Origin of the sequence: Streptomyces sp. NPDC058741 (assembly GCF_042746715.1) — a bacterium.
In the GTDB taxonomy this organism is placed as follows: Bacteria; Actinomycetota; Actinomycetes; order Streptomycetales; family Streptomycetaceae; genus Streptomyces.
The window spans coordinates 124,862-150,306 of sequence record NZ_JBHYQH010000006.1 but is presented as its reverse complement, the minus strand read 5'-3'; the positions used below and the strand labels follow the sequence as shown (position 1 = coordinate 150,306).

23 protein-coding genes and 2 pseudogenes are annotated in these 25,445 nt (G+C 72.0%); 17 read left to right on the top strand and 8 right to left on the bottom strand.

Annotated features, from left to right (window positions below):
* Positions 1-5: 5 nt before the first annotated feature.
* Both ACFW6P_RS07405 and ACFW6P_RS07400 read right to left on the bottom strand, forming a co-directional pair.
* Positions 6-233, bottom strand: a pseudogene (locus tag ACFW6P_RS07405) (helix-turn-helix transcriptional regulator); the annotation flags it as partial.
* A 58-nt stretch (positions 234-291) separates the two neighbouring features.
* Positions 292-834, bottom strand: a complete 543-nt coding sequence (locus ACFW6P_RS07400; protein ID WP_386347479.1) for a DinB family protein — start codon at positions 832-834, stop codon at positions 292-294.
* Positions 835-1,276: 442 nt separating this feature from the next.
* On the opposite strand from ACFW6P_RS07400, the gene ACFW6P_RS07395 reads away from it, so the two are divergent.
* Both ACFW6P_RS07395 and ACFW6P_RS07390 read left to right on the top strand, forming a co-directional pair.
* Positions 1,277-1,603: a carboxymuconolactone decarboxylase family protein gene (locus ACFW6P_RS07395; protein ID WP_386347249.1), complete on the top strand. Its 327-nt coding sequence runs from the start codon at positions 1,277-1,279 to the stop codon at positions 1,601-1,603.
* Between the two features lie 233 nt (positions 1,604-1,836).
* The gene (locus ACFW6P_RS07390) at positions 1,837-2,100 is read left to right on the top strand and encodes an amphi-Trp domain-containing protein (protein ID WP_386347247.1); all 264 of its coding nucleotides are present in this window, start codon (positions 1,837-1,839) and stop codon (positions 2,098-2,100) included.
* A 49-nt stretch (positions 2,101-2,149) separates the two neighbouring features.
* Here ACFW6P_RS07390 and ACFW6P_RS07385 read toward each other — a convergent pair whose 3' ends face one another.
* Both ACFW6P_RS07385 and ACFW6P_RS07380 read right to left on the bottom strand, forming a co-directional pair.
* Positions 2,150-2,566: a YeeE/YedE thiosulfate transporter family protein gene (locus ACFW6P_RS07385; RefSeq protein ID WP_386347245.1), complete on the bottom strand. Its 417-nt coding sequence runs from the start codon at positions 2,564-2,566 to the stop codon at positions 2,150-2,152.
* Entirely contained in the window at positions 2,566-3,228 is a 663-nt protein-coding gene (locus ACFW6P_RS07380) for a YeeE/YedE family protein (RefSeq protein ID WP_386347243.1), read from the bottom strand. The genes ACFW6P_RS07385 and ACFW6P_RS07380 overlap by 1 nt, the downstream gene beginning before the upstream one ends.
* A gap of 1,542 nt (positions 3,229-4,770) precedes the next feature.
* On the opposite strand from ACFW6P_RS07380, the pseudogene ACFW6P_RS07375 reads away from it, so the two are divergent.
* A pseudogene (locus ACFW6P_RS07375) lies at positions 4,771-5,034 on the top strand (ribosomal protein L7/L12); the annotation flags it as partial.
* Between the two features lie 115 nt (positions 5,035-5,149).
* On the opposite strand, the gene ACFW6P_RS07370 reads toward ACFW6P_RS07375, so the two are convergent.
* Positions 5,150-5,911: a phosphoglyceromutase gene (locus ACFW6P_RS07370; protein WP_386347241.1), complete on the bottom strand. Its 762-nt coding sequence runs from the start codon at positions 5,909-5,911 to the stop codon at positions 5,150-5,152.
* 207 nt (positions 5,912-6,118) lie between these two features.
* Between ACFW6P_RS07370 and ACFW6P_RS07365 the strand changes: the two genes are divergently transcribed.
* The 6 genes from ACFW6P_RS07365 to ACFW6P_RS07340 all read left to right on the top strand — a co-directional run bounded on the left by ACFW6P_RS07365 (position 6,119) and on the right by ACFW6P_RS07340 (position 13,960).
* The gene (locus ACFW6P_RS07365) at positions 6,119-7,420 is read left to right on the top strand and encodes an MDR family MFS transporter (RefSeq protein WP_386347239.1); all 1,302 of its coding nucleotides are present in this window, start codon (positions 6,119-6,121) and stop codon (positions 7,418-7,420) included.
* 164 nt (positions 7,421-7,584) lie between these two features.
* A complete protein-coding gene (locus ACFW6P_RS07360; RefSeq protein ID WP_386347237.1) occupies positions 7,585-9,177 on the top strand; it encodes a DUF1254 domain-containing protein in 1,593 nt (530 codons plus the stop codon).
* A 49-nt stretch (positions 9,178-9,226) separates the two neighbouring features.
* Complete coding sequence (locus ACFW6P_RS07355; protein WP_386347235.1) at positions 9,227-10,159, top strand: HAD family hydrolase; 933 nt, start codon at positions 9,227-9,229, stop codon at positions 10,157-10,159.
* On the top strand, positions 10,143-11,576 hold the full coding sequence (locus ACFW6P_RS07350) for a DUF1254 domain-containing protein (RefSeq protein WP_386347233.1): 1,434 nt from the start codon (positions 10,143-10,145) through the stop codon (positions 11,574-11,576). Before ACFW6P_RS07355 ends, ACFW6P_RS07350 begins: the two co-directional genes overlap by 17 nt.
* Before the next feature lie 11 nt (positions 11,577-11,587).
* The gene (locus ACFW6P_RS07345; RefSeq protein ID WP_386423135.1) at positions 11,588-12,265 is read left to right on the top strand and encodes a GAP family protein; all 678 of its coding nucleotides are present in this window, start codon (positions 11,588-11,590) and stop codon (positions 12,263-12,265) included.
* 12 nt (positions 12,266-12,277) lie between these two features.
* Positions 12,278-13,960 (top strand): SulP family inorganic anion transporter, encoded by a 1,683-nt coding sequence (locus tag ACFW6P_RS07340; RefSeq protein ID WP_386423133.1) that lies wholly within the window; start codon positions 12,278-12,280, stop codon positions 13,958-13,960.
* A gap of 102 nt (positions 13,961-14,062) precedes the next feature.
* On the opposite strand, the gene ACFW6P_RS07335 is transcribed toward ACFW6P_RS07340, so the two are convergent.
* Together ACFW6P_RS07335 and phoU are read right to left on the bottom strand one after the other, a co-directional pair.
* Positions 14,063-14,218 carry a hypothetical protein gene (locus ACFW6P_RS07335; RefSeq protein ID WP_386347227.1) on the bottom strand — a complete coding sequence of 52 codons (156 nt, stop codon included), beginning with the start codon at positions 14,216-14,218 and terminating at the stop codon, positions 14,063-14,065.
* Positions 14,219-14,311: 93 nt separating this feature from the next.
* Positions 14,312-15,013 carry a phosphate signaling complex protein PhoU gene (phoU, locus tag ACFW6P_RS07330; RefSeq protein ID WP_386347225.1) on the bottom strand — a complete coding sequence of 234 codons (702 nt, stop codon included), beginning with the start codon at positions 15,011-15,013 and terminating at the stop codon, positions 14,312-14,314.
* A 244-nt stretch (positions 15,014-15,257) separates the two neighbouring features.
* On the opposite strand from phoU, the gene ACFW6P_RS07325 reads away from it, so the two are divergent.
* Together ACFW6P_RS07325 and ACFW6P_RS07320 are read left to right on the top strand one after the other, a co-directional pair.
* Complete coding sequence (locus tag ACFW6P_RS07325) at positions 15,258-16,550, top strand: sensor histidine kinase (RefSeq protein ID WP_386423131.1); 1,293 nt, start codon at positions 15,258-15,260, stop codon at positions 16,548-16,550.
* The gene (locus ACFW6P_RS07320) at positions 16,547-17,227 is read left to right on the top strand and encodes a response regulator transcription factor (RefSeq protein WP_030243122.1); all 681 of its coding nucleotides are present in this window, start codon (positions 16,547-16,549) and stop codon (positions 17,225-17,227) included. The genes ACFW6P_RS07325 and ACFW6P_RS07320 overlap by 4 nt, the downstream gene beginning before the upstream one ends.
* A gap of 90 nt (positions 17,228-17,317) precedes the next feature.
* On the opposite strand, the gene ACFW6P_RS07315 is transcribed toward ACFW6P_RS07320, so the two are convergent.
* Positions 17,318-17,995, bottom strand: a complete 678-nt coding sequence (locus tag ACFW6P_RS07315; protein WP_386423130.1) for a DUF461 domain-containing protein — start codon at positions 17,993-17,995, stop codon at positions 17,318-17,320.
* A gap of 602 nt (positions 17,996-18,597) precedes the next feature.
* On the opposite strand from ACFW6P_RS07315, the gene ACFW6P_RS07310 reads away from it, so the two are divergent.
* From ACFW6P_RS07310 to ACFW6P_RS07285, 6 genes are all read left to right on the top strand, one after another.
* Complete coding sequence (locus ACFW6P_RS07310; protein ID WP_003953493.1) at positions 18,598-19,080, top strand: CarD family transcriptional regulator; 483 nt, start codon at positions 18,598-18,600, stop codon at positions 19,078-19,080.
* A gap of 310 nt (positions 19,081-19,390) precedes the next feature.
* Positions 19,391-20,155, top strand: coding sequence for a 2-C-methyl-D-erythritol 4-phosphate cytidylyltransferase (ispD, locus tag ACFW6P_RS07305; RefSeq protein WP_386347219.1), 765 nt, complete (start codon positions 19,391-19,393; stop codon positions 20,153-20,155).
* The gene (gene ispF, locus ACFW6P_RS07300) at positions 20,145-20,651 is read left to right on the top strand and encodes a 2-C-methyl-D-erythritol 2,4-cyclodiphosphate synthase (protein ID WP_386347217.1); all 507 of its coding nucleotides are present in this window, start codon (positions 20,145-20,147) and stop codon (positions 20,649-20,651) included. The genes ispD and ispF overlap by 11 nt, the downstream gene beginning before the upstream one ends.
* Before the next feature lie 86 nt (positions 20,652-20,737).
* Positions 20,738-22,138: a cysteine--tRNA ligase gene (cysS, locus tag ACFW6P_RS07295; RefSeq protein ID WP_386347215.1), complete on the top strand. Its 1,401-nt coding sequence runs from the start codon at positions 20,738-20,740 to the stop codon at positions 22,136-22,138.
* Between the two features lie 93 nt (positions 22,139-22,231).
* The gene (gene rlmB / locus ACFW6P_RS07290) at positions 22,232-23,167 is read left to right on the top strand and encodes a 23S rRNA (guanosine(2251)-2'-O)-methyltransferase RlmB (protein ID WP_386347213.1); all 936 of its coding nucleotides are present in this window, start codon (positions 22,232-22,234) and stop codon (positions 23,165-23,167) included.
* Positions 23,168-23,296: 129 nt separating this feature from the next.
* The gene (locus ACFW6P_RS07285; RefSeq protein ID WP_386347211.1) at positions 23,297-25,009 is read left to right on the top strand and encodes a DoxX family membrane protein; all 1,713 of its coding nucleotides are present in this window, start codon (positions 23,297-23,299) and stop codon (positions 25,007-25,009) included.
* Positions 25,010-25,445: the final 436 nt, after the last annotated feature.

The following is a 25,445-nucleotide window of genomic DNA, read 5'->3' as shown; positions in this document are numbered from 1 at the left end:
CCCGCTCACCCCGCGCGGAAACGCCCCGGCGGCACCCCCACCAGATTCCTGAAGTGCCGCGTGAGATGAGACTGGTCGTAGACCCCGGTCGCGGCCGCCACCTCGCCCGGTGAGCGCCCCTCCAGCAGCAGCCGCCGGGCCCGCCCCACGCGCAGCGACGTCAGGTACTGATGTGGGGCGATGTCGTACGCGGTGCCGAACGCCCGTACCAGGTGGGCGGGATGGGCGTGGTGCACGGCGCGCTGCTGCGGGCGGCGATGACGCCGGAGGTAAAGGGGCCTACTGCCCTGCTCACTGCCCCACCCGGCCGTCGATCCGCTCGCGGAGCAGGTCGGCGTGGCCGCAGTGGCGCGCGTACTCGACGATGTGGGCGACCAGGATGTCGCGCAGCTGGAGCCGGCCGCCGGGTTCGGGGCCGAGGTCGGAGTAGCCGGCGTTGCAGGCACCGAGGTCGGTGGCCCCGGCCAGGTAGCGGTCGGTGAGCTCGGCCTCGGTCCGCCACCGGTGCCAGGCGTCCGCCACGACCGCCTCGTCGGGCACCGCCCCGTCGAACGCGGCGTCGCGGTCCTCGGGCGTGCGGTACAGCCACGGTGCGTCCTCACCGGCCATGACCCGGCGGAAGTGGCGTTCGTCCTCGGCCACGTGCCGCAGCAGCCCCAGCAGGGACATCGTGGACGGCGGCACGGACCGCCGGGCCAGCTGCTCGGCGTCCAGGCCTGCGCACTTCATCTCCAGGGTGAGCCGGTAGTTGCGCAGGTAGTCGAGCAGGATCTCGCGCTCGTCGCCCGGTACGGACTCGGTCTCGCGCGGGTCGTCCTCCGGGTCGACCCACATGTCGGGGTAGACCGTCGCCGCCGTCCACCGGTCCGCGGCCGCCGTCTCCGGAGAGGTGCCCGCCGTCGGTCGTGCGCCCGTGTGTTCACCCGATGTCATGCGGGCATGGTGGACCGCGGAGGCCGGGCCCGCCACCGAATATCGGCCCTCAGCCGATCCGTTCGGCCCGGACGCCGCCGGGCCCGGCGACGGTCATGCCCCGAGGGTAGGCCGGACGGTACCGGGGCGCGCGGCGAATGCGCTGCTCAGGAGTGTGTGCGACCCGTAGGCCGACGCTCTCGACGGGCGACCCGGGGCAAACGGCCTTACGGTCGAGTCGAGCGGCGGGCGCCCCGGACGTCCCACGGGGACCTCATGCCCCGGAGCTTCCGCCGATCCCCTTCCGACACCCACCAGAACACGATCCCCTTCCGACACCCACCAAAACAGGAGACGACCCGTTATGGCCACAGCCTCAGAAACCCCGGTCCTGGACACGCTCGCCGCGATGACGGGCGACTCGGTCGAGCGGTGCGGGCTGGCTCCCGAGACGTTCATGCTCACGCGCATCGCGGCCCTCGCCGCCTCGGACGCCCCGCCGATCTCCTACATCGCCCACATCGACCCCGCCATCCAGTCCGGGGTGACCGCGGAGCAGGTGCAGGACGTCCTGGTCGCCATCGCGCCGGTGGTGGGCACGGCCCGCATCATGACGGCGGCCGGCAACATCGCCAAGGCCCTCGGCATCACGATCGCGGTCGCCGACGCGGAGGCCCAGAAGCGGGCCTAGGACCGCGTGGTCGACGGCGGGACCGCGCCGCTGTGGGGCTCCACCGCTTCGAAGCCTCCGCGCTCCGGCGGGGAGCCTCACCACCGGCCCTCTCTCATCCCGAGTGCCACACCGGAGGACTCCATGAAGGACCTCAAGTTCGAGCAGAAGCGCTCACTGTCCCGTCATGAGGCCGCCGACCGGCTCACGGCACTCGCGGTGCGGAGGCCCTGAGACAGGGCGGAGAGGCCGGAGTGGACCTGCACCCCGGGACGCTGAGCCTGCGCGTCCCCGACAACCTCCGCTTCGAGGTGGAGGTCGAGATCGGCGGCGGGGAGATCGAGCTGGAGATCGAGTTCACGTGGTCCACCACCCCACCGGAGCCGGCGCCGCCCCGCCCGGAGTCCGTCACGGACCAGCCCCCACGACGCAAGCCCGCGCCCACCGCTCCGGACGGCGGCGGCACGGACACGCCCCAGGGCAGGAGCACGGAGCGCCCGCCCAAGAAGGCGCCCTGACGACGGCGTCGGAGGCACACGCGCCGCCGCCCCACGCACCCGTACCTGCCTACAAGCCGCAGGATCCGCGGTCGAGGTGGAAGAAGCGGGCGTTCGCCCAGCGGCTGAGCCGGATGCCGACGACGACGCCGACGATGGTGACCAGGGCGGGCAGGTAACCACCGGAGACCTGAACGATCGGAATCGCCGGGCACCCTCCGGAGATCGCCCAGCCCGTACCGAACAGCACCGCGCCGGGGATCACTCCGGCGTGGACGCGCCCCGGGGTGCGGCGGACCCGCAGCAGGACGAACGCACACACGATGATCAGGACGGCGCCGGCGAAGGAGAGGAGCATGCGCGGGTCCTGGAACGTGAACATGCGGTTCAGCTCGGTGTAGTCGCCGAAGCCGATGTGGGAGACGGTGTAGCCGAGAGCCAGTCCGGTGATGATGTTGGCCAGCAGAATCGCGCCCCGCGTACGCATCAGATCACCTTCCACAGCAGGAACGACACCGCGACGGCGGTGCCGAAGAACACGGCGGTCGCCACCAGGCTGACGGGACGCAGACGCCCGCAGCCGTTGAGTCCGTGGCCGGAGCTGCACCCGCCGGCCAGCCGGGTGCCGAAGCCGACCAGCACGCCGCCGGCGAAGAGCACGATGATCATGGTGATCGGATCCGCCGTGACCACGTTCTCGAATCCCGGCCCCATGTCGAGGCTGAGGTGGAACCGCCCGGAGGTGACCGCGGCGATCAGCCCGCCGAAGAAGATCGACAGCAGCAGGGCGGCCTGAGTGACCAGCGGGGCCGGACCCGGGCTCGCCTCCGAGGTGTCCTCGCGCTCCGCCGGTTCGGGGTACCCGTCGAGCGACCCCGCAGACCCGTGCGGAGCCGGCGGCGCGGCCGTCGCGGCGGCGGTGGGTCCGGTGCCGAAGTGCTCCGCCGTGGCCGCGGCGAGGGCGTCGGCGAGAGCGCGCTCGTCGGTGAACTCCTCGTCCATCTGCTCGAGGCGGCGCTCCCTGCGCCAGTGCAGCACCCGATCCCACGCGGACGACACCCCGAAGGACCGTTCCGTGCTGAGGGTGTAGTTGACGGTGATCAGTGCCAGCGCGGCGGCGCCGGCCCACCAGGGCCAGTAGCCACTCATGCGGGGCCTCCCATCCATTCGGTGAACCGAGCCCACCAGCCGCGCTTCGACCTGGTCCTTCTTCCGGCCGGGCGGGACGGTGCGGGTGGCGGCCCGGAGGCCTGCGGGGTCTGCGGGACCTGTGACGGTCGGTGATACGAGGCCGGCACCGTCGCGGAGGGGGTCGCGAAGTGAGCCGCGGTCTGCGATCCCATGGGCACGGGCTCCGGCCACTCTCCAGGCCGTGCGGGTGCCGGCTGAGACCACGAGGCGTTCCCCGACGCCCAGGAAGTGTCCTGCACGGGCGCCTCCTGACAGGGTCTCTGCCTCTGGCCGACGACACCGGACCGGTCCGTGCCGGCGGCCGCGTTCTCGAGGTGGCGCGCGTAGGCCCCGTTGGGCAGCAGACTGATCGGCACACGATCACCGGTGAGTGACATCTTGTAGCGCGCACAGCCGAGCCACTGATCCCCGCTGTCGCAGTAGTAGTCGCGCCAACCTTGCAGACTCGCCCTGAGCAACGGGAAGAGGGGACATCCTGCGGCATGCGAGCAACCCACGTCGCTCCCTTCTGACCGGCGCACACCACCCGTTCCGTGAGGGCGGTCGCCGTTCTCGGTCTCGTGCCCTCGCCGCGCCCGGGTCGACGATGTCAAAAGGAGCGGTGACGGCCTCTCATGTGCGGAGTGGTGGTGCCCTCCTTTCTCGACCGGCCGTGATGCAACCACTGTTTCGGCGTCCCGGGCAACCTCGGGAGAATTCCCTTCGTCACCTCTCGACAAGGCCAAGTGACGTGGGCCGTCACGACATTTCCGACGTGACCCCCTCGCGTCCGGGTGTTCCGCAGAAGGACGGCGACGTCCCGTGGAAACAGTGCCCTTACGGGCTGTGATTGTGGTGTTCCTGTGAATTTGACTGTGACGAAACTGTTGATATTACTGAGCATCCATGCGGAAGCGGGTGGAGGGCAATCATGTGCCGACGTGCCGAGTGCCAGTCATGCCGGAAGGCGACCTACGAGGGCTGCGGGAAACACGTGGAGCAGGTACTCGTCGACGTGCCACCGCATCAGCGGTGCCAGTGCGGTACGGCGGAGCCCGAGCGGGTGCGCCCGGGAGAACACACGTCTCGTACGGCGTCGGCCCCGAACGCCCGCTGGTGGGCCCGGCTCGTCGCCTGGATGAAGTCCCCGGCATAAAGGCCCGGAGGCACGGCACCGCGCACGCACTCCGCAGGGTGCCGAGCGGACAGGATCCGAGTGCGGCGAACAATGCCGCATTCATTCCCCTGGGGAACCTGACGCGAGAAAAGCTCTTGCGAAATCCAACGCCGTCGCAGCAGGAGTTCGTCCTGGAGAAAACCGTGCCTCGGCTCGTCAGCGGGCAGCAACTCGCGGCGGCCGGCGTTCATCTCCGCGCCCGAGCGGGGCCGGCCGTACGCGGAGCCGCGTGACAACGGCATGCACGCAGCGCCATTTCCACGCCTCGGTGCTCCAGGACGCCGGGGAGTACATCAAGGGCCTCGCCGGGTCCCTCGGCCCGGACCGGAGAGGGGGGAGGGGCGATGGCGGACGAGTACTTCTTGCTGGTGTGCGACGACGTGCCCCATGGCGTGGTGCTCACTGACCCCGGTGCCCATGTGCTGGACGTCGTTCAGGTCGTCCGTCGGCTGACGGGGCTGAGCCTCTGGCGCAGCAAGGTCCTCGCCACACGGATCCCAGCGGTGATCCTCTTCGGCGTGCCTCAGGAAGACGCTGAGGAAGCCGTCGCGGCCCTGCACGCGGTGGGAGCACAAGCAGAAGCGAGGGAACAGCCGGAGCCGGGCTTCACCGGGCACCGAGCACGGCCCGACCGGGCAGCTGACGGTCCACAGACGGCCCCACCGCAGCGACGCGGCCCCTGCCGGCGGGGAAACGGCGGGCAGGGGCCTTGATCAGCTCTGCTTACTTCTTCTTCCCCTGGTTCTTGACCGCCTCGATCGCAGCCGCCGCCGCCTCGGGGTCCAGGTACGTGCCGCCCGGGTTCAGCGGCTTGAACTCGGCGTCCAGTTCGTAGGACAGCGGGATGCCCGTCGGGATGTTCAGGCCCGCGATGTCCTCGTCCGAGATGCCGTCCAGGTGCTTGACCAGGGCGCGGAGGCTGTTGCCGTGGGCCGCGACCAGGACCGTGCGGCCCGTCAGGAGGTCGGGGACGATGCCGTCGAACCAGTACGGGAGCATGCGGACGACGACGTCCTTGAGGCACTCCGTCTGCGGACGCAGCTCCGGCGGCAGGGTCGCGTAGCGCGGGTCGGAGAACTGGGAGTACTCCGCGTCGCGGTCCAGCGGGGGCGGCGGGGTGTCGTAGGAGCGGCGCCAGAGCATGAACTGCTCCTCGCCGAACTCGGCGAGCGTCTGTGCCTTGTCCTTGCCCTGGAGGGCGCCGTAGTGGCGCTCGTTCAGGCGCCACGAGCGGTGCACCGGGATCCAGTGGCGGTCCGCGGCCTCCAGGGCCAGCTGGGCCGTGCGGATCGCGCGCTTCTGGAGGGACGTGTGGACCACGTCGGGGAGGAGGTCGGCGTCCTTCAGGAGCTCGCCACCGCGGACTGCCTCCTTCTCGCCCTTCTCGTTCAGGTTCACGTCCACCCAGCCGGTGAACAGGTTCTTCGCGTTCCACTCGCTCTCGCCGTGGCGGAGGAGGATCAGCTTGTACGGTGCGTCGGCCATGCCCCAGAGCGTAATCCACGCATTCGCCCGTTCGCGTGGCTGCCCGGCAGGCGGACATCTGACCGGACGTTTGACTGGATCTGTTAATCGGGTGGTGTCCGACAGTCCCCCGTCGGTAACTTGCGGCTACCTGTAGCACCACTTACGGCGTCACTCGGCGGGCTGCTTGCAGCGCCATGTGCAGAGCCACTTACACGGGGGAGTTCCATGCCGTACGCCACGCGTGTCCGACGTGCCCTCCGGGAGACCGTCTCGGGGCTTCCCCGCGCGTTCTGGTGGCTGTGGGCCAGCACCCTCGTCAACCGGCTCGGCGGCTTCGTCGCCACCTTCATGGCGCTGTACCTCACCCTCGACCGCGGCTGCTCCGCGACGTACGCCGGTCTGGTCGCCGCCCTGCACGGGCTCGGCGGCGTGGTCTCCTCGATCGGTGGCGGCGTGATGGCCGACCGGCTGGGCCGACGGCCGACGCTGCTGGTCGCGCAGGCCTCGACCGCCGGGTCCGTGGCGCTGCTGGCCTTCGTGCGCGACCCCGTCGCGATCGCCGCCGTCGCCTTCCTCGTCGGCATGGCGAGCAACGCGTCACGGCCCGCCGTGCAGGCGATGATGGCCGACATCGTCCGGCCCGAGGACCGGGTCCGCGCCTTCTCCCTCAACTACTGGGCGATCAACCTCGGCTTCGCCGTCTCCTCCATGGCCGCCGGGTTCATCGCCGAGGTCAGCTACCGCGCCGGTTTCCTGCTCGAAGCGGGCATGACACTGGTCTGCGCGCTCCTCGTCTTCCTCCGGCTGCCGGAGTCCGAGCCGGGGCGGGCGGCGGGGACAGGGCAGGAAGGGGGGACGGCCGGCTCCTCGCCCGGCGACCCGGTCAGCCTGGGCACCGTCCTGCGCGACGGGCGCTTCATGAGCGTCGTCGGGCTGTCCTTCCTCGTCGCGCTGATCTTCATGCAGGGGTCGGTGGGGCTGCCGGTGGCGATGGGCGCGGCCGGGTTCTCCGCGGCGGAGTACGGCCTCGCGATCGCGGTGAACGGCGTCCTGATCGTCGTCCTGCAGATCCCGGTCACCCGTTTCATCGAGCACCGCGACCCGCGCCGGCTGCTCGTGCTCTCGTCCGTCCTCGCGGGGTACGGCTTCGGGCTGACCGCCTTCGCGGGGTCCGTCGGGGTCATCGCCCTCACGGTGTGCGTGTGGACGCTCGCCGAGATCGTCAACGCGCCCACCCAGACGAGTCTCGTCGTACGGCTGTCCCCGACGCAGGGACGAGGGCGCTACCAGGGCATGTACACGATGTCCTGGTCCGTCGCCGCGCTCGTCGCCCCGCTGCTGTCCGGGGTCGTCGTCGACCGGTTCGGGGCGGAGTGGCTGTGGGGGTCCTGCGCGGTCCTCGGGACGGTCGCCGGGGCGGGGTACGCGGTGCTGATGCGGCGGCTTCCCGGAGAGAAGCGGGAGAGGGCGGCCGTGGTCGAGCCCGGGGTGGGAGCACGGCCCCGGCCCGAGATCGGGGCCGGGTGACCGGGGGACCGGCGCGGCGGGTCCTCGTCCTCACGGGCGCGGGGCCTCGGGGACACCTTCCGGGCGGGGGCGGACTTCGGTCGGCCGAGCTTCAGTTGCCGTCACCGGGCGGGTTGGGGACATAGTCGGGTAAACGTCTTTTCCTTCCCGAACGGAGCGATTCCTTGCAGTACGCCACACGGATCTCCCCCCGGGTCCTGGAGTCGCTCTCCACGCCCGAGCGGGTCGAGACGCACCTGGGCACGCTCGACTTCCCGCTGGGCGTCCCCACCGACGAGACCGCCGACCGCCTCTACGACCACCTGGACCATCTGCACGCCGTCCGCGGTTTCCTCGACGCGTACTCCGGGGTCAACGTGTGGGCCGCCCGCAAGGGCTTCCTGGAGGCGGGGATCAACGACCACGACGTCGTGCTCTTCTCCGAGTTCATGGACCCCAAGACGGTCCTGCTCACCGGCAACGCGGACACCGTCTACTTCGTGACGTTCCTCGACCTGACCGAGGGGCCCCTGGTGGTGGAGGTCCCGCCCCTCGCCCTCACCTTCTGCAACGACCTGTGGTTCCGCTACGTCACCGACCCCGGCATGCCCGGGCCGGACCGCGGGGCCGGCGGCGCCTACCTCTTCGTACCGCCCGGATACGACGGCCCGCTGCCCGAGGGCGGGTTCTTCACGTACCGGGTCCGCACCACGCGGCTCATCCTCGGCGGGCGGGCGTTCCTGGAGGACGGCGACCCGGCGCCCGCGGTCGCGCGCGTCAAGGAGCGGATGCGCATCCACCGCTACGTCCCGGGCCTGTACGGAACGAGTGTCGCGGAGATCGTCACCGGGGGCACCGCCCCGCCGCTGCCGTGGACCGCGGAGACCTGGACCGCCGCGCTGCGCAAGGCCGACCCGCCGCGCTTCGTCGAGGGCTCCGGGCTCCCCCTGAACACGGTCCCGCCCGCGGACGAGACGTACTTCGACCTCGCGAACGAGCTGGTCCAGGACCAGCCCGCCGAGGCGCTGGACCCCGAGATCGCCGGTCCGCTGGCCGCCGTCGGGATCGTCAAGGGCCGGCCCTTCGAGCCGGACGAGCGGATGCGGAAGATCCTCACCGAGGCGGCCGCGGTCGCGAACGCCACGGCCCGCACCCTCGCCTGCCGCCCGCGCCCGGCCGAGGGGGCGCACTACTACGGCACGTCCTCCCGGTGGGTCAACGGCCTGCTCGCGTCCGGCTACGACTTCATGACCCCGCCCGCGGACATCACCGACAGCGGCGTCGAGCCCCTGCCGAGCACCGGTGCCCGCAAGCTGAACCTGCGGTCCTGGTGGTGGTACCTGGCCGTGGGCATCAGCCCGACGTTCGCCACGAAGCTGACCGGCGTCGGCTCGCAGTACCTGTTCTCGTTCGCGGACCAGGACGACCGGCCCCTGGACGGCGGCAGGCGCTACCGCCTGACGCTCCCGCCGGACGTCCCCGCCGCCCGGTTCTGGTCGGTCACCGTCTACGACAACCAGACGCGGTCGATGATCGACACCCCGCAGCGCTTCCCCCGGGCCGGCAGCCAGGCCTACCCCACCCCGGCGGCGGTCACCGACGCGGACGGCACGACCACCGTGCACTTCGGGCCCGAGCGGCCCGACGGCGTCCCCGAGGGCAACTGGATCCAGACCCTGCCGGACCGGGGGTGGTTCGTGGTCCTGCGGTTCTACAGCCCGCTGCAGCCGTTCTTCGACAAGACCTGGCGGCCGGGCGAGGTCGAGCGGGTGGACTGACCCCGCCCGACGGCGCTGTGAGGGCACGACGGTCCGGACGGTGAGGCGCATGGGCACGACCCCGCTGGGGAGCTGGAACGACGGTGCCGCGAAACGGGCGATCGTCGATTTCGTGACGTCCTCGGCGGCCGAGGGCTCGCCGGGCTTCGTCGCGCCGATGGACCGGATCGCCGTGTTCGACAACGACGGGACCCTGTGGGTCGAGAAGCCCGTGCCGGTGCAGATGCCGTTCGTCCTCGGGAAACTGGCCGAGCGGCTGGAGGCGGACCCGTCGCTGGCCGGCGAGCGGGCCTACCGGGCGATCGCCGAGCGGGACGAGTCGTACTTCCGCGCGCTGAACGACCAGGACCCCGACGCCGTGGCGTCGATGGTGGAGGCCATCGGCTCGGCCTGGGAGGGCACCACCCTCGCCGAGTTCGAGGCCGACGCCGCCCGGTACCTGGCGTCCTGGCGCCACGAGCGCTTCGGCCGGCCCGCCACCGGCCTGGTCTACCGGCCGATGCTGGAGCTGTTCGACCACCTCAGGGCGTACGGCTGGCGGCTGTTCGTCTGCTCGGGCGGCGGGCGCGACTTCATGCGGGTGATCTGCGAGGACACCTGGGGCCTGCCGCGGGAGAACGTGATCGGCTCGGCGCCGGAGTTCGCCTACCGGGACGGCGAGCTGGTCCGCCGGGCGGTCCTGCACGGGCCGGTCGCGCTCGGCCCCGGAAAGCCGGAGTACGTCCTGGCCCGCACCGGCCGGCTGCCGGGCTTCGCGGCCGGCAACGACGACGTGGACGTCGAGCTGCTCCGGTCCGCGCGGTTCGCCCTGCTCGTCGTCCACGACGACGACGTCCGGGAGTACGCCTACGACGACAGCGCGCGGCGGGCCCGCGCGGCGGCCGAGCGGGACGGCTGGACGACGGTCAGCGTGAAGCACGACTGGAAGACGGTTCTCGAGGAACGACACCCCCAGGAGGAACCCAGTGCCCCATGTCAGTGACGCCCCCAGTCCGGGCACCTCACCCGAGACCCTCTCCTCGATCGTCTGCCCTGACCGGCTGGAGACGGTCTTCGGAGCGCTGGACTTCTTCGACGGCATGCCCCTGCCCGAGACGATCACCCGCAGCTACGACACGCTGGATCTGCTGCGCGGCATCGAGGCGTTCCTCAACTGCGTACCGGGCGCCTCCATGGTGGCGATGCGACGCGGACTGCGGAGCATCGGTGTCGACTCCCGCACGATCGGCTTCACGGCCCCGCGCTGCACCTCCGCACCGGTGCTGCTCACGGGCAACACGGAGACCACCTACGGGATGACCTTCCTGGCGCTCGACGAGGACGGTCCCACCGTGGTGGAGGCGCCGGGGAACTCGCTGTGCGTCGTCGACGACCTGTGGCAGCGCTACGTCACCGACATGGGCATCGCCGGTCCGGACAGGGGAAAGGGAGGCAAGTACCTCTTCCTGCCCCCGGGGCACGAGGATGACGTCCCCGACGGCTACTTCGTCGTACGGCCCAAGACGTACGCCTCCTGGGTGCTGCTGCGTGCTCTGGGTGGCACGGAGAGCCTGCTCACTGCGCGGATCTACCCGCTCTCGGCCGCGGCGGACCGGCCCGAGCAGCGCTTCGTCAACTGGGCCGAATCCGACTTCAACACGATCCACGCGAACGACTTCTCCTTCTTCGAGGAGATCGACACCATCGTCCAGGCGGAGCCGCCCGAGTCGCTCGACCCCGAGCGGGCCGGTCAGCTCGCCGCTCTCGGCATCGTGCGCGGCAGGCCTTTCCGGCCGGACGACCGTATGCGCTCGATCCTCGACACCGCCGCCAGGATCGCCTCGGGCATCGTACGGACGCTGGCCTTCAAACCGCGCGACCCGGGCTTCTACCACTACCCCGACCGGTCGTGGAAGACCCCGTTCCCCACGCGCAGTCACGAGTTCCTGTCGGCGGAGGGCGCCCGTCTGCTGGACTCGCGGTCGGTGTTCTACTACTTCGCGGCCGCCTCCTCGCCGGCGATGGTGACGGCGGCCGTCGGGGCCGGATCGCAGTACGCGTACACGGCGGAGGACTCCACCGGCGCCTGGCTCGACGGCGGGCGCGCCTACACGCTCAGGCTGCCGAGCGGCATCCCGGTGAAGAACTTCTGGGCGGTCAACGTCTACGACCCGCAGACCCGTTCCCTGCTGCGCACCGACACTCCGTACCCGAGCGTCAACAGCCTCTCGGACGCCGTCCGGTCCGAGGACAACGGCGACACGGTCATCCACTTCGGCCCGGCGGCGCCGGAGAGCGGACCGGGGAACTGGGTCCAGACCGTGCCGGGCAAGGGGTACTTCGTGATGCTCCGCCTCTACGGTCCGCTCGAAAACTGGTTCGACCAGAGCTGGCGGCCGGGCGAGATCGAACCGGCGTGAGGTAGGCGGCCGTGGGTGAGGCGATCGGTCAGATTCTGTCCTACGGCGTCGGCGTGGCGCTGAGCCCGTTCCCGATCATCGGCGTGGTCCTGATGCTCGCCACCCCCCGGGCACGCACCAACGGCCCCGCGCTGGTGCTGGGCTGGGTGCTGGGCCTGTCCCTGGTCGGCACGATCGTGCTGCTGGTCTCCGGCGGCGCGGACCCGAGCGAGCAGGGGGAGCCCGCCGACTGGGTCAGCGCGCTCGACCTGGCGCTCGGCGTGCTGCTGCTGTGGGTGGCGGTGTCGGAGTGGCGCCACCGGCCGCGTGGCGACGAGGAGGTGAAGCTGCCGAAGTGGATGCGGACGGTCGACTCGTTCACCCCCGTCAAGGCGGGCGCGCTCGGCATGGCGCTGTCGGCCGTCAACCCGAAGAACCTGCTGCTCGTCATCGCCGCGGCGGAGGCGATCGCCCGCACGGGCACCTCCGCCGGGGACCAGGCCGTGGCCCTCGCGGAGTTCGTGGTCATCGGGGCGCTCGGGCCCGGCACCCCCCTCGTCCTCTACTTCGCGCTCAAGGAGCGTTCGAAGCACCTCCTCGACGGCCTGAAGTCCTGGATGGAGAAGAACAACTCGGCGATCATGGCCGTGCTCTGCCTCATCCTCGCCGCGAAGCTGATCGGCGACGCCATCAGCGACCTCTCCTCCTGACGGCGCGGCGGCATGGGCCTGCTGTTCCCCTCGCTGCGCGGGTACCGGCGGCAGTGGCTCGGGCGGGACGCGCTCGCCGGCGCGACCGTGTGGGCGGTGCTCGTCCCCGAGGCGCTGGCCTACGCGACGATCGCCGGCGTCTCCCCCGTCGTCGGCCTCTACGCCGCGCCCGCGGCCCTGGTCCTCTACGCCGTCCTCGGCAGCTCCCGGCACCTGGTGGTCGGGCCGATGGCGGCGACGGCGGCGCTCTCGGCGGCGATCGTCGGGGACGTCGCGGACGGTTCGGACGCGCACTTCACCGCGCTGACCGCGGCCCTGGCCCTCACGGTCGGTGCGGCTGCGCTCCTCGCCGGACTGCTGCGCCTGGGCTTCCTGGCCGACTTCATCTCCGAGCCCGTGCTGAAGGGCTTCGTCGTCGGCCTGGCCCTGACCATCGTCGTGGGCCAGCTGCCGAAGCTGTTCGGCGTTCAGGGCGGCTCGGGGGACTTCTTCGAGAAGGTGTGGGGCCTGGTCGCGGACCTCGACGGCACCAGCGGCTTCACCGTCCTGGTCGGCGCGGGCGGGCTCGTGCTGATCCTCGTCCTGAAGCGGCTCGCCCCCGCGGTGCCCGGTTCGCTGGTCGCCGTGGCGCTCGGGATCGCGGCGTCCGCGGCGTTCCACCTGGAGGACCACGGCGTCGAGGTCGTCGGCGCCATCGAGACCGGCCTGCCCTCGTTCGGCTTCCCCGGCGTCTCGTTCGACGACCTCGGCAGCCTCGCCGCCGGGAGCCTCGGCGTGCTGCTCGTCGCCTTCGCCGAGGGGCTCGGAGCGGCCAGGACCTACGCCGCCCGTGACCACTACGAGATCGACGCCGACCGCGAGCTGATCGGGCTCGGGGCCGCCGGCCTGGGCGCCGGGCTGTCCAGCGGCATGGTCGTCAACGGCAGCCTCTCCAAGACCGCAGTCAACCGCTCGGCGGGAGCGCGCACCCAGCTCTCCGGCGTCCTCGTCGCCGCCCTGACCCTGGTCACGCTCCTCTTCCTCACCGGCCTGTTCGAGCACCTGCCCGAGGCGGTGCTCGCCGCGGTGGTGATCGCGGCGGTGGTCGAGCTGGTCTACATCCCCTCGCTGCTCACGCTCCACCGCGTCTTCACCCACAGGCTCGGCCGTGCCTACGGCGTCGCCGCGCGGCCCGACTTCCTCGCCGCGGTCGCCGCGGTGCTCGGCGTCCTGGTCTTCGACACGCTGCCCGGCCTCTTCATCGGCATCGGCGCCTCGCTGCTCCTGCTGCTCTACCGCTCGTCACGGCCGGTCGTCAGCGAACTGGGGCAGCTGCCCCGCGACGGGCACTTCGCCTCGCTGGACCGGCACGCGGACGGCCGCAGGATCCCGGGCGTGGTGGTGCTGCGCGTCGAGGGCGGCATCTACTTCGCCAACGCCGAGCGGGTCCGCTCCGCGGTACGGCAGGCCGCAGGCCGGAAAGGGACGACGGCGGTCGTGATCGACGCCGAGACGGTCTCCTTCGTCGACGTCGGGGCGGTGCGCATGCTCGACGCGCTGGTCGGGGAGCTCGACACCCGCGCCGTCCGGCTCCTGCTCGCCCGTGACGTGGGACAGGTGCGCGACGTCCTGGGAGCCGCCCACGCCGAGGACCGGCTGAGACACGTCTACCCGACGGTACGGGCGGCGGTCGAGGCGGCCATGACCGGCACGTGACCGGGCGCTCTCAGCCCGGGCCCCCTCGGAGGAGACCCGGACGCCGTGGGGGCCCGGCCGTCCGGCCGGGGCCCCACGGGCCGTGCGGACGGGCTGCCGGCGTCAGCCGCACTGGCAGGGGCCGCCCGACTGGCAGCCGCAGCCGCAGCCCGAACCGCAGCCGCACGCGGCGACCAGGGGCAGGCTCCTGATCTCGGCGGGCTGCTGGGTCTCGCTCTGCTGCGCGGGGTCGGGCGTGGTGCTGGGGGATTCGGCCATGGGTCCCTCCTCGAGGCTGGTGCCTGTCCCCATTGCATCCCCGGGGTGCCGGGCGCATCAACGGCGCACGGAGGCGACCCTGCCCCTCCGCCGTCAGGCGCCCTCCGCCCCCGGCACGGCCTGGATCTCCGGCTGCACGTCCGTCTGGATCTCGTCCGCGTGCTCACCGGTGACCAGGTACACCACCCGCTTGGCGACCGACACCGCGTGGTCGGCGAACCGCTCGTAGTAGCGGCCCAGCAGCGTGACGTCCACCGCGGTCTCGATGCCGTGCTTCCAGCGGTCGTCCATCAGGTGCTGGAAGAGCGTGCGGTGCAGCAGGTCCATCGCGTCGTCGTCCTGCTCCAGCTGCAGCGCCAGGTCGACGTCCTTGGTGATGATCACCTCCGCGGCCTTCGCCATCAACCGCTGCGCGAGCTGGCCCATCTCCAGGATGGTGGCGTGCAGGTCGCTCGGGACCGCCCGGTCCGGGTAGCGCAGGCGCGCGAGCTTCGCCACGTGCTGGGCGAGGTCGCCCGAGCGCTCCAGGTCGGCCGACATCCGCAGCGACGTGACGACGATGCGCAGGTCCGTCGCCACCGGCTGCTGCCGCGCGAGCAGGGCGATCGCCCGGGCCTCCAGCTCGTGCTGCAGCTCGTCGACCTTCTTGTCGGCCTCGATGACGTTCTCGGCCAGCTTCAGGTCCGAGTCGAGCATGGCCGTCGTGGCGCGCCCGATCGCCGACCCGACCAGCCGGGCCATCTCCACCAGACTGTCGCTTATCGAGTCCAGTTCCTCGTGGTACGCGTCCCGCATCAACGTTCCCTCTCGTGCGTCTGTGTCGGGGGTCCAGGGGCCGGGGCCCACCGGACGACCGGCGGTACGACCGTCGTGAGACGACGATCCGGACCCCACGCTCCCACGTTCCGGCCCCCACGCGTCCGTTTCCGGCATCCCGAATGAACCCACACTGGCTCCAAGGTGAACTCTGGGCGACGAGTGTTCGAGCTCGCACCCCGACGGCTGTGGAGGGTGCCCGAGCCATGCCTAACCTGGGTGCATGGACGTGAACGCGGCGGTCGCCGCAGCGGCAGCGATCGCCGGGGTGCTCACCGGTGTCATCGCGATGCTGGCGTTCCGCTGGAGTGAGCGCGAGCAGAAGCGCCCCACCCGCACCTCCCTGCACACCGACCCGGTGCTCCCGCCGGGCGTGGACACCGTCCTGTCCGTCCTCAGGTCCTCCGCCGTCGTCCTCGACGAGGCGGACGGCGTGGTCAAGGCGAGCTCCGCGGCGTACGCCCTCGGTCTGGTCCGCGGCGGCAAGCTCGCCGTCGAGCCGATGCTGCAGATGGCCCGCGACACCCGCCGCGACGGCGAGATACGGCAGGTGGAACTGGACCTGCCCCGGCGCGGCACCGGACGCGGGGAGGCCCTGGCCGTCTCCGCGCGGGTCGCGCCGCTCGGCTCCCGGCTGGTGCTGCTGCTCGTGGAGGACCTGACCGAGGCCCGCCGCATCGAGGCGGTCCGGCGCGACTTCGTGGCCAACGTGAGCCACGAGCTGAAGACGCCCGTCGGCGCCCTCTCGCTGCTCTCCGAGGCCGTCATGGACGCCAGTGACGACCCCGAGGCCGTCCAGCGGTTCGCCGGGCGCATGCAGATCGAGGCCACCCGGCTGACCAGCCTGGTGCAGGAGCTCATCGACCTGTCGCGGGTGCAGAACGACGACCCGCTGGAGGACGCCGAGCCGGTCCCGGTCGACGAGCTCGTGGCCGAGGCCATGGACCGCTGCCGGCACCAGGCCGGCACCAAGCAGATCACCATCGCCACCGGAGGCACCGCCGACCTGCGGGTGTGGGGGCACCGCGGTCAGCTCGCCGCCGCGCTCGGCAACCTCGTCGAGAACGCCGTCAACTACTCGCCCGCCCGCACCCGCGTCGGCATAGCGGCCCGCCGGGTGAACGCCCCCGGCGGCGAACACATCGAGATCGCCGTCACCGACCAGGGCATCGGCATCTCCGACAAGGACAAGGAGCGCATCTTCGAGCGCTTCTACCGCGTCGACCCCGCCCGCTCCCGTGCCACGGGCGGAACGGGGCTCGGCCTGGCCATCGTCAAGCACGTGGCCGCCTCGCACGGCGGGGAGGTCACGGTGTGGAGCGCCGAAGGCCAGGGCTCCACCTTCACCCTGCGGCTCCCGGAGGCCGGACGTGCCCGGGACCGCGCACCTCAGCAGCCCGCCCGGGCAGAACGCGCCGCAGGCGCGGGCCTCGACGTGGAGGCCGGGCGGTCCACCCTCGAATCCCCCGAATCAACCGCGTACGAAACGCTTCCCGCCCCGGAGGTCCTTCCGTGACCCGTGTGCTCGTCGTCGAGGACGAGGAGTCCTTCTCCGACGCCCTGTCGTACATGCTCCGCAAGGAGGGCTTCGAGGTCGCCGTCGCGACCACCGGGCCCGACGGACTCGACGAGTTCGAGCGCAACGGCGCCGACCTCGTCCTCCTCGACCTGATGCTGCCCGGCCTGCCGGGCACCGAGGTGTGCCGCCAGCTGCGCGGCCGCTCCAACGTGCCGGTCATCATGGTGACCGCCAAGGACAGCGAGATCGACAAGGTCGTCGGACTGGAGATAGGGGCCGACGACTACGTCACCAAGCCGTTCTCCTCGCGCGAACTGGTCGCCCGGATCCGGGCCGTGCTGCGCCGCCGGGGCGAGCCGGAGGAGGTGACCCCGGCCGCGCTGGAGGCCGGTCCGGTCCGCATGGACGTCGACCGGCACGTGGTCACCGTCGGCGGCACCAAGATCGACCTGCCGCTGAAGGAGTTCGACCTGCTGGAGATGCTGCTGCGCAACGCCGGCCGCGTGCTGACACGCATGCAGCTCATCGACCGCGTCTGGGGCGCCGACTACGTCGGTGACACCAAGACCCTCGACGTCCACGTCAAGCGCCTGCGCGCCAAGATCGAGCCGGACCCGGGCGCCCCGCGCTACCTGGTGACGGTCCGCGGCCTGGGCTACAAGTTCGAGCCGTAGGCCGGCACCGCACGAGACGACGACCAGGGCGGGCCCTCTCCGACGAGAGGGCCCGCCCCTTTGCGACGGTCCGCTGCGGTCCGACCCGGCCTACGAGGCCGAGGCGCTCGCGGAGGCCTCGTCGGTCGGCGTGGCCGGCGACTCGGAGCCGCCCGGCGTCTCTCCGGCGGCGGGGCTCCCGGACTCGGCCGGCGAGCCGGAGGCGCCCTCGGACGGGGAGCCGGACGGGGAGGCCGAGCCGGCGGGGCCGGCCGGGACCTCGCTCGGGCCCCACTCGGAGAAGTAGCTCTCGGCGGGCACGACGAAGGCGCGCAGGCTCACGTCGCCCGTCTTGCTGAAGGTGAAGGTGACCTTCTGGGCGTTGCCGTCCTGCACGGCCTCGCGGCTGCTCGGCAGCACGGCGGTGGCGTTGTCCTTGCCGCCCAGGATCAACGAGCCGCCGGCCGGGATGGTCAGGCTGCCGCCCTCGACGGGCTTGAGCTCGGCCTTCTTGCCGGTGCCGGGAAGGGTGACGGACTCCAGCGTCTGGGCGGTGTCGCCGGAGTTGAAGAACGTGGCGGAGATCGCGGCCGGGCCGGTCGACTCGAGGTCCGGCTGGGTGATCACGACGGCGTTCTGGATCATGATGTCCCCGACGCTGGTCGCCGCGTTGTCCGGCTTGATCTGCAGCGTCTGGGCGTTGTTGCCGGCTCCGCATGCGGCGAGCGAGGCGATCGAGAACGCGATGGCGGCGGCGGCGAGGGCGCCGCGTCGAAGGCTGCTGCTCACGGCGGCGGCAACTCCTTGACTCGAGCGGAGCGGCCGATGAAGCCGCCCTCAGTGTCTGTCAGCGGGCCTCAGGTTACCGAGCCGTTCCCGCCCCGCCGCACCCGACCCCCCGCGACTCCGATCCCGTTGTGCGTCACACCTGACCCATGTGTCACGTAGGATTCCTGCGTCACATTGCCCGGAGTGCCGGTCCGGCATTCGTATAAGAGCGCCGCACCTCCGGGCGGATTTTCCGTGAAGGAATGCGCGCGTGGCCCCCGGAATTGATCACCGCCGGCTCAGCGGGGGACCCGGTGATCAATTCCGGATTCGGCCGGAACCCCGCCCGGGTCGTCGAACGGAGTAGCGAGAGTCGATCATATGGAACCGGACATTTAGGGATGTTCAGGCCTCCGGGGGAGGGTCCGGATGTGTGTAACGTACGCGTTTCGCTCGGCCCGGACAGCCGCTCCCACCTGCGAATACCTTCTTCCGCTCCCCGTCCGAAGCACGTTCCTGTCGGAGTTGTCAAGCCCCGAGATATGCCCTGACCTGCGAAAACGCCATTCAGAACCGCCGGTTTCCGTGTTACCCTGGATAGCCACGGAAGGGGTACCTGTCACATGACGTTCAAGGTTGGCGACACCGTGGTCTATCCCCATCACGGGGCCGCGCTGATCGAGGCCATCGAAACTCGCCAGATCAAAGGCGTGGACAAGACCTACTTGGTGCTGAAGGTCGCCCAGGGCGACCTGACGGTGCGTGTGCCAGCGGACAATGCGGAGTTCGTCGGCGTGCGTGATGTGGTCGGTCAGGACGGGCTGGACCGGGTCTTCGAGGTGCTGCGCGCACCGTACGCCGAGGAGCCCACGAACTGGTCCCGTCGTTACAAGGCAAACCTGGAGAAGCTCGCCTCGGGCGATGTCATCAAGGTCGCGGAAGTCGTGCGTGACCTGTGGCGTCGTGAGCGCGAGCGTGGACTCTCCGCCGGTGAGAAGCGCATGCTCGCCAAGGCCCGCCAGATCCTGGTGAGCGAACTCGCCCTCGCGGAGAACACCAACGAGGACAAGGCCGAGGCCCTGCTCGACGAGGTCCTCGCCTCCTGAGGCCGAGTCCGTCGCCCAGCGCTTCGTTTCTCAAGCGCCTGCACATCGAAATGCCGCGGTGCCCGATGACGAATTTCCTGTCGCCGGGCGCTGCGGCATGTCCGTAACCGGCTGCGGCAGGAGATTCGTCCCCGAAGGCCTGTGCGCCGCTGCCCCGGATGTGCTATCACTCACGCCCCGGCGTGTGGTGTGCCGGGTCCGGGCCGCCGGCTCGACCAGCGTCACGGAAGGGTCCGGTCGAGCGCGTCGTGCCCGGCACTCCTCCAGGCCATACCCACGCCAGGCCAGCACACAAACCTGACAGGAACCGATGTCTGACGATTCGCGTCCCTCGCCGCCGGCCACCTCCGCCGCGACCCGTACGGCGGCCGTGATCCCGGCCGCCGGCCGCGGTGTACGGCTCGGCCCGGGCGCCCCGAAGGCGCTCCGCGCGCTGGGCGGCACCCCCATGCTGATCCACGCGGTCCACGCGATGGCAGCCTCCCGCGCCGTCTCCCTGGTCGTCGTCGTGGCCCCGCCCGACGGCGCCGCCGAGGTCAAGTCCCTGCTCGACGCGCACGTGCTGCCCGAGCGCACGGACGTCCTCGTCGTGCCCGGCGGTGAGACCCGCCGCCAGTCCGTGAAGCTCGGGCTGGACGCCCTGCCCCCCGGCTTCGACATCGTGCTGGTCCACGACGCGGCCCGGCCGCTGGTGCCGGTCGACACGGTCGACGCGGTGATCGAGACCGTACGCGACGGCGCCCCGGCCGTGGTCCCGGCGCTGCCGCTCGCCGACACCGTCAAGCAGGTCGAGCCCGCCGCGACGCCGGGCGAGCCCGAGCCGGTCGTGGCCACTCCGGAGCGGGCGCTGCTGCGAGCGGTGCAGACGCCCCAGGGCTTCGACCGGGCGACGCTGGTCCGGGCCCACGAGACGGTGACCGGCGAGGTCACCGACGACGCCGGCATGGTCGAACTGCTCGGCCTCACGGTCGTGGCCGTCCCCGGCCACGAGGAGGCCTTCAAGGTCACCCGCCCTCTCGACCTGGTCCTCGCCGAGGCGGTCCTGGCCCGCAGGAGGCTCAACGATGGCTTCTGACGCGACCCCGCGGGACGTGCCGCTGCCCCAGGTCGGCATCGGCACCGACATCCACGCCTTCGAGGAGGGCCGCGAGCTCTGGTGCGCCGGCCTGAGGTGGGAGGGCGAGGGCCCCGGCCTCGCGGGCCACTCCGACGCGGACGTCGTCGCCCACGCGGCGTGCAACGCGCTGTTCTCCGCCGCGGGCCTAGGCGACCTCGGCATGCACTTCGGCACGGGCCGGCCCGAGTGGTCGGGCGCGTCGGGCGTGACCCTGCTGACCGAGGCGGCCCGCATCGTCCGCGAGGCGGGCTTCCGCATCGGCAACATCGCCGTCCAGGTGGTGGGCCCGCGGCCCAAGATCGGCAAGCGCAGGGACGAGGCGCAGAAGCTCCTGTCGGAGGCGGCCGGGGCGCCGGTCTCCGTGTCGGGGGCGACGACGGACGGCCTGGGCTTCCCGGGGCGGGACGAGGGCCTGATGGCGGTGGCGACGGCCCTGGTGGTCCGGGCCGGCTGAGCGGGCCCTCCCGGGGGAGGTCACGAATGCGGACGCCGGGAACGAAAGGTCCTGAGGCACACCCGCGGGCCTACTACCCTGGTGTCGTGACTATTCGCCTGTACGACACCAGCGCCCGGCAGATCCGTGACTTCTCCCCGCTCGTCCCGGGTTGTGTCTCGATCTACCTGTGCGGCGCCACCGTGCAGGCCGCCCCGCACATCGGGCACATCCGGTCCGGGCTGAACTTCGACATCATGCGCCGCTGGTTCGAGTACCGCGGCTACGACGTCACCTTCGTCCGGAACGTCACCGACATCGACGACAAGATCATCGCCAAGTCGGCCGGCCAGAACCGCCCCTGGTGGGCGATCGGCTACGAGAACGAGCGCGCCTTCAACGACGGCTACCGCACCCTCGGCTGCCTGCCGCCCACCTACGAGCCCCGTGCCACCGGCCACATCACCGAGATGGTCGAGATGATGCGCGGCCTCATCGAGCGCGGGCACGCCTACGAGGCCGACGGCAACGTCTACTTCGACGTGCGCTCCTTCCCGGAGTACCTGCGGCTGTCCAACCAGGAGCTGGACAACCTCCAGCAGCCCTCCGGCGCCGGCGAGACCGGCAAGCGCGACCCGCGCGACTTCGCCCTGTGGAAGGCGGCGAAGCCGGGGGAGCCCAGCTGGGAGACGCCCTGGGGCCCCGGCCGCCCGGGCTGGCACCTGGAGTGCTCGGCGATGGCGCACAAGTACCTGGGCACCGCCTTCGACATCCACGGCGGCGGCCTCGACCTGGTCTTCCCGCACCACGAGAACGAGATCGCCCAGGCCAAGGCCTACGGCGACGAGTTCGCGCGGTACTGGGTGCACAACGCCTGGGTCACCATGAGCGGCGAGAAGATGTCCAAGTCGCTGGGCAACTCGGTGCTGGTCGCCGAGATGGTCAAGCGCTGGCGGCCCATCGTGCTGCGCTACTACCTGGGCACCCCGCACTACCGCTCGATGATCGAGTACAGCGAGGAGGCGCTGCGCGAGGCCGAGTCGGCGTTCGCGCGGATCGAGGGCTTCGTGCAGCGCGTGGTCGAGCTGGCCGGGGGCCCGGTCGAGCCGGCGTCCGAGGTACCGCTCGCCTTCGCCGAGGCCATGGACGACGACCTGGGCGTGCCGCAGGCGCTGGCCGTGGTGCACACCACCGTCCGGCAGGGCAACAGCGCCCTGGCCGCCGACGACAAGGAAGCCGCCGTGGCCGGGCTCGCCGAGATCCGCGCGATGCTCGGCGTCCTCGGGCTCGACCCGCTCGACGCGCAGTGGGCCGGGGAGGGTGAGCGCGGCCAGGACCTGCACGGGGTGGTCGACTCGCTCGTGCGCATGGTCCTCGACCAGCGCGAGGCCGCCCGGGCCCGCAAGGACTGGCCCACCGCGGACGCCATCCGCGACCAGCTGAGCCAGTCCGGCCTGGTCATCGAGGACAGCCCGCAGGGTCCGCGCTGGAGCCTCGGCCCCCGCTGAGCCGGCCCGGCCGGTGATCGATTGTGCCGCCCGGGCCTCCGGGCGGCACACTGCATAGACGTACGTACGAACGCTCACACAGACAGGTAGGTCATGGCCGCGAACAACCGTCGCATGTCCGGCAAGAAGGGCGCGCAGGTCGGCAGTGGCGGCAAGCGGCGCCGCGGACTGGAAGGCAAGGGCCCCACCCCGCCCGCCGAGATGCGCAAGGGGCACATCAAGCAGCGCGCCGCCCAGTCCAAGGCGCGCCGCGCGCAGAGCCGCACCAAGGGCCCGCGCGGCCGGAGCACCTCCGAGCTCGTCGTCGGGCGCAACCCCGTCGTCGAGGCGCTGCGCGAGGGTGTGCCCGCCTCCACGCTGTACGTCCAGCAGTTCATCGACAGCGACGAGCGGGTCCGCGAGGCCCTGCAGCTCGCGTCCGAGCGCGGCGGCATCAACCTCATGGAGGCGCCCCGCCCCGAGCTCGACCGGATGACGAACGGGCTGAACCACCAGGGCCTGGTGCTCCAGGTCCCGCCCTACGAGTACGCCCACCCCGAGGACCTGGCCGGCGCCGCCGCCGACGCGGGCGAGGACGCGCTGATCGTCGCCCTCGACGGGGTGACCGACCCGCGCAACCTCGGCGCGGTCGTCCGGTCCGTCGCGGCCTTCGGCGGGCACGGCGTCGTCGTGCCCGAGCGGCGGGCCGCCGGGATGACGGCCGGTGCCTGGAAGACGTCCGCCGGTACGGCCGCCCGGACGCCCGTCGCCCGCGCCACCAACCTGACGCGCGCGCTGGAGGCGTACAAGAAGGCCGGGATCGTGGTCGTCGGCCTCGCCGCGGACGGCGAGGCCGAGCTGAGCGAGCTGGAGGCGCTGGAGGGTCCCGTCGCCATCGTCGTCGGCAGCGAGGGCAAGGGGCTGTCCCGGCTGGTCGGGGAGACCTGTGACGTGCGGGTGCGCATCCCGATGCCGGGCGGCGCCGAGTCGCTCAACGCCGGTGTGGCGGCGGGGATCGTGCTCTGGGAGGCCGCCCGCAGGCGCGCCTGAACAGGTGTCCGGCCACCTCACCCGTACGCGGTAATTCCGGGGTCATCGGGACGACGAGGACAAGCTTGACGGGGTCCGGACAGATCCGGCGGGTCAAAGCAGTGTCCTAACCCGACGTCACTCGGTTAGATGAGTGTGGACACCAGAACACCCCGCACACCCACGGGGGACCGTTCGTCGGGACTCGACGACGCTCCCGCGCTGAGCATGGTGAAGGTGCCGAGCGACCCGGCGCAGGTCATCGTCAATCACGCGAGTTTCCGCGTGCAGTTGGGCGTCTCGACGCGTCGCGCCCAGTCCCCACGGGTCGCACGGCACCTGACCGCCGAGGACACCGCCCGCATCCCCGTCACCACCGCCGGGGGCGCGGCGGAGGGGGCCACCGCCCGCCGCCGGCCCGTCGTCTGGAGCGGCAGATCCGCACCCGACGACACCGGCGCCCACCGGCTCCTGCAGGCCGTACGGCACGAGAGCGTCCGCCCCGCCGACGAGCCCCTCTCCGACACCGGCGCCACGCAGGTCATCTCCCGCTTCGGCACCGGCCACGAGGGCGCGGGCCACGGTGCCGGGTACGCGGGCGCCGGGTACCCGGGACACGGCTACGGGGACCGCGGCTACGGGGACGACCTCACCCAGACCGTCGAGACACCCGTCGTCGGCCCGCAGCGCACCCACGACCCGGCCGACGGCACCCGGCTGCTCCCGCAGATGCGCCCGGTCGGCAGCGCCTACGACGAACCCGCCTACGAGGACGGGGACTTCGACGAGCCCGACGCCCACGAGGACGCCACCGGCCGGCACTCCCGGCGGCACGCCGACGACCCTGCCCGGCACGCCTACTACCCGGGCCGCCGGATGAACCTCGGCGTCGTCCTGCTCCCGCTGCGCGTCTTCCTCGGTTTCATCTCCATCTACGCCGGCATGGGCAAGCTGTGCGACCCCGTCTACTTCGACGGCGGCAAGCGCGGCTCCATGGTCAAGTGGCTCAACACCCTGCACCCCTGGGAAGTCGCCGAGCCGCTGCGGCAGTTCGCCCTCGAACACCCGGTCGGCGCCGGGCTGGTCATCGCCTTCGCGCAGGTCGTCGTCGGCGTCCTGACGGTCCTGGGCTGCTGGCAGCGGGTCGCCGCCGCCTTCGGTGCCCTGCTCTCCGCGGCGCTGCTGGTCACCGTCAGCTGGAAGAGCGTCCCCGCGTACGAGACCCCCGACATCATCTACCTCGCCGCCTGGTCCCCGCTGATCATCGCCGGCGCGCCCGTCTACTCCGTCGACGGCCGCCTGGCCGGCAGCGCCTGGCGCCGTCTCGGCCCCCGTGCCGACATCTGGGACCTGCGCCGCCACGTGCTGCGCCGCGGCGCCCTGGTGACCGCCGTCGCCGTCGGCCTCACCCTGCTCATCGGCTCGCTGCTCGGCGGCGCCGTCCGCGACGCCGACCGGGTCGTCGTCCCGGGCCCCGGCGAGGCCCCGCGCAACGAGCTGCCGGGCTCCCCACTCCCCGGCGAGCCCGGCGGGCAGCGGCCGGACGAGCGGACCCCGTCGGCCTCCACCTCGCCCCCGCAGGGCACCACGGCGGGCTCCGCCAGCCCCAGCGCCGGCACCACGACCCGGCCGGACGCCACCCGCGACACCGGCACGGTCACCGGCGGTGTCCCGAGCCAGACCCAGGGCAGCGCCGGCCAGGCCCCGCCCCGGCAGACCGCCCCGGCCGACCAGGCCCCGAGCACGACCACCGGCCCCACGTCCGGCGGCACGGCGACGGGCGGCACGGGTTCCACGGGCGGCGGCTCCTCCGAGAGCGGCTCCTCCGGCCGCCCGGGCCTGGTGGGCGGCCTCCTGGGCTAGCCACCCGCACGGACCCGAACAGGACAGGGGCCTCGCACCTTCGGGTGCGGGCCCCTGTGGGGTTGGCGGGCTCGGCGTTCGGGTGCGGGGCGCCTGTGGCTGGTGGGTGCTCGGATCTCGGGTGCGGTGCGCGTGTGGGGTCGAGGTGCTCGGAGGGCGTGTACGAGCCCCCGTGAGGTTCGGGGGTGTTCGGCGTTCGGGTGGTGAGACGCGGGCCGGGAGGTCCGGGCGGGTGGCCTGGGACGGGCGATGCATGCTGCGAGGTGCGTGGGGCGTCGGTGCGGCGCTGTCTGAGAGGCCCGGGCGCGTGACCTGGGGCGGCGCACGCCGCGACGTTGCCTGGGCCACCGATGCCGGCGGTGTACGGAGGGGGCGGCACCGCACGTTCCTCGGGGGCCGCCGGGGTCGTGCCGCCGCTCCGGACACGGCTGTCAGC

Coding starts and splice junctions, on each gene's coding strand:
- ACFW6P_RS07400 (WP_386347479.1), bottom strand. CDS start 834: ATGTGGGTCGACCCGGAGGACGACCCGCGCGAGACCGAGTCCGTACCG.
- ACFW6P_RS07395 (WP_386347249.1), top strand. CDS start 1,277: ATGGCCACAGCCTCAGAAACCCCGGTCCTGGACACGCTCGCCGCGATG.
- ACFW6P_RS07385 (WP_386347245.1), bottom strand. CDS start 2,566: ATGCGTACGCGGGGCGCGATTCTGCTGGCCAACATCATCACCGGACTG.
- ACFW6P_RS07380 (WP_386347243.1), bottom strand. CDS start 3,228: ATGAGTGGCTACTGGCCCTGGTGGGCCGGCGCCGCCGCGCTGGCACTG.
- ACFW6P_RS07370 (WP_386347241.1), bottom strand. CDS start 5,911: ATGGCCGACGCACCGTACAAGCTGATCCTCCTCCGCCACGGCGAGAGC.
- ACFW6P_RS07365 (WP_386347239.1), top strand. CDS start 6,119: ATGCCGTACGCCACGCGTGTCCGACGTGCCCTCCGGGAGACCGTCTCG.
- ACFW6P_RS07355 (WP_386347235.1), top strand. CDS start 9,227: ATGGGCACGACCCCGCTGGGGAGCTGGAACGACGGTGCCGCGAAACGG.
- ACFW6P_RS07340 (WP_386423133.1), top strand. CDS start 12,278: ATGGGCCTGCTGTTCCCCTCGCTGCGCGGGTACCGGCGGCAGTGGCTC.
- ACFW6P_RS07335 (WP_386347227.1), bottom strand. CDS start 14,218: ATGGCCGAATCCCCCAGCACCACGCCCGACCCCGCGCAGCAGAGCGAG.
- phoU (WP_386347225.1), bottom strand. CDS start 15,013: ATGCGGGACGCGTACCACGAGGAACTGGACTCGATAAGCGACAGTCTG.
- ACFW6P_RS07325 (WP_386423131.1), top strand. CDS start 15,258: ATGGACGTGAACGCGGCGGTCGCCGCAGCGGCAGCGATCGCCGGGGTG.
- ACFW6P_RS07310 (WP_003953493.1), top strand. CDS start 18,598: ATGACGTTCAAGGTTGGCGACACCGTGGTCTATCCCCATCACGGGGCC.
- ispD (WP_386347219.1), top strand. CDS start 19,391: ATGTCTGACGATTCGCGTCCCTCGCCGCCGGCCACCTCCGCCGCGACC.
- ispF (WP_386347217.1), top strand. CDS start 20,145: ATGGCTTCTGACGCGACCCCGCGGGACGTGCCGCTGCCCCAGGTCGGC.
- rlmB (WP_386347213.1), top strand. CDS start 22,232: ATGGCCGCGAACAACCGTCGCATGTCCGGCAAGAAGGGCGCGCAGGTC.
- ACFW6P_RS07285 (WP_386347211.1), top strand. CDS start 23,297: ATGAGTGTGGACACCAGAACACCCCGCACACCCACGGGGGACCGTTCG.